The organism is Streptomyces anatolicus, assembly GCF_019400875.1.
Classification (GTDB): domain Bacteria; phylum Actinomycetota; class Actinomycetes; order Streptomycetales; family Streptomycetaceae; genus Streptomyces; species Streptomyces anatolicus.
This window is the reverse complement of sequence record NZ_WMBF01000733.1, coordinates 1-2,153: the sequence shown is the minus strand read 5'-3', so window position 1 is coordinate 2,153 and position 2,153 is coordinate 1. Positions and strand designations below refer to the sequence as shown.

Sequence of the window (2,153 nt, the reverse complement as noted above, 5' to 3'; positions counted from 1 at the left end):
GGGCTTTGGCGTGGGGCCTCTTGAGGCGAGGGCCGGGAGGCGGGGCTTTGGAGCGGGGCCTCTTGCGGCGAGGGCCGGGAGGCGGGGCTTTACGGTGAGGTTTCTTCGCGTGGCGCCCCGCCAGACCCCGCCGCCACTCGCAACGCCTCCAGCAACCCCCGCAGCGCCGGTTGGACCGGTGAGCCGGCCCGTACCGCCGCGTGGATCGCGCGTACCGGCTCCGGGCCCCTGACCTCTCGTACGACCACGTCGGGGCGGTGCCCGGCGGCCAGGCCCAGCTCGGGGATGAGGGTGATGCCGAGGCCGGCGGCGACGAAACCCTGGGCCGTGGCGTAGTCCCCGCTCTCCACCACGAAGTCCGGGGTGAAGCCCGCCGCCGCGCACGCGTCGAGCACCGGGTCCAGGCACGGGCCCGGCGTCTCGCCCGCCACCCACGCCTCCTCCGCGAGGTCCGTCATCTCCAGCACCGCCCGTTCGGCGAGCCGATGGCCCCGCGGGAGCACCGCCCGATAACGGTCGTCCAACAGGTGCACGTACCGGATCCCGTCCTCCTCCGCGCGGTCCCGCGGCCCGACCACCAGTGCCACGTCGGCCCGCCGCGCCTTCACCTCCGTAACCGGGTCGTCCGGTTCGTAGAGCTTCAACTCCACCTGTACGCCGGGCTGTTCGTGCCGCAGCGCCGCGAGCGCGGGGGCGACGAGGGGTGCCCCCGCCGTGGCGAAGTACCGCATCGAGACGCGGCCCTTGCGCCCCGCGCGCAGTTCGGCGAGCGCGGTCTCCGCCTCGGCGGCGTGGCGGCCGATGAGCGTGGCGTACTCCGTGAGCACGCGGCCCGCGTCCGTGGGGCGCACTCCGCGGCCGTTGCGTTCCAGGAGCGCGATGCCCGCCTCCTTCTCCAGGGCCGCCATCTGCTGGCTGACGGCCGAGGGCGTGTACCCGAGGTTCCGGGCCGCCGCGGTGACCGAGCCACTGGTGACCACCGCCCGCAGGATCTGCATGCGCCGCATATCAAGCATGCGGCCAGTGTGCCGTCGTCGGAGCGTGCAGCACAGCTTAATTCTGGATCCAGATCTTTTCGCTTGTCTTATGGGTGAGGGGCGGGGGACCGTACGAGGGTCTTGCCTTGCCCCTTGCCCCTTGCCCCTTGCCATGACGTGCCGTGGCGTGCCTTGCCGTCCCGTCCCGCCCCCCTCGAAGTCAGGAGGCGAACCGTGCTCAGCGGACCCCGCGCCACCCTCGTACGCATGGCCGTCCTCACCCTTCTCTGGGGCTCCGGCTTCCTCTGGATCAAGCTCGCCCTCAGCGGCGGCCTCGCGCCCCTGCATCTCACGATCATCCGGTGCGCGCTCGGTGCCGCCGTTCTGCTCGTCCTGGCCCGCGCCGCCGGGCAGCGGATGCCGCGCGGCAGGCGGATCTGGGGGCGGCTGGCCGTGGCCGCCTTCTTCTGCAACGCCCTGCCGTTCTTCCTCTTCAGCCTCGGCGAGCAGACCGTCGACTCGGGCGTCGCCGGCGTACTGAACGCCACGACCCCTCTGTGGTCCCTCGCCATCGGCCTGATGCTGCGCACCGAACGCCGCCTCGGGCCGCTCCGCCTCACCGGCCTGCTGCTCGGGTTCGCGGGCACCCTGCTGATCTTCGCGCCCTGGCAGCGGACGGGACTGGCCAGTTGGGGGGCGCTTGCGCTGCTCGCCGCGGCGGCCAGTTACGCGGTCGCCTTCGCCTACATGGCCCGCCACCTCATCGCCCGCGACTCGGCGCCGCTGGCCCTCTCCGCGGCCCAGCTGCTCACCGCTACCGGCCTGACCACGCTCGCCCTGCCCGCCGCCCCGGCCGGCACGTCGTCGCCGACGCTCACGGGGATCGTCGCGGTCGTCATCCTGGGCACGCTCGGTACGGGCGTCACCTTCCACCTCAACTCCCGTCTCATCGCGGACGAGGGCCCCACCGCCGCCGCCACCGTCGGCTATCTGCTGCCGGTGGTCTCGGTGGCCCTCGGCGCGCTCGTGCTCGGCGAGGAGATCGGGACGAGGGTCGTGGTGGGCATGGCGGTGGTGCTTGCGGGGGTGGGGCTGACCAGAAGTGAAAACAGAAGTGAAAACAGGAGTGAAAACGAGAGTGAGAACAGGAGCGAAAAGGGGTGGCGGGGGTGGGGT

At 72.4% G+C, this 2,153-nt stretch carries 2 protein-coding genes; one reads left to right on the top strand and one right to left on the bottom strand.

The window, feature by feature from the left end:
- Positions 1-89: 89 nt before the first annotated feature.
- Entirely contained in the window at positions 90-1,016 is a 927-nt protein-coding gene (locus GKQ77_RS31955) for a LysR family transcriptional regulator (RefSeq protein ID WP_219692607.1), read from the bottom strand.
- Between the two features lie 228 nt (positions 1,017-1,244).
- Here GKQ77_RS31955 and GKQ77_RS31950 point away from each other — a divergent pair.
- Positions 1,245-2,153 (top strand): DMT family transporter (locus GKQ77_RS31950; RefSeq protein WP_219692608.1); only part of this gene is annotated, 909 nt, incomplete at its 3' end.

Coding starts and splice junctions, on each gene's coding strand:
- GKQ77_RS31955 (WP_219692607.1), bottom strand. CDS start 1,016: ATGCTTGATATGCGGCGCATGCAGATCCTGCGGGCGGTGGTCACCAGT.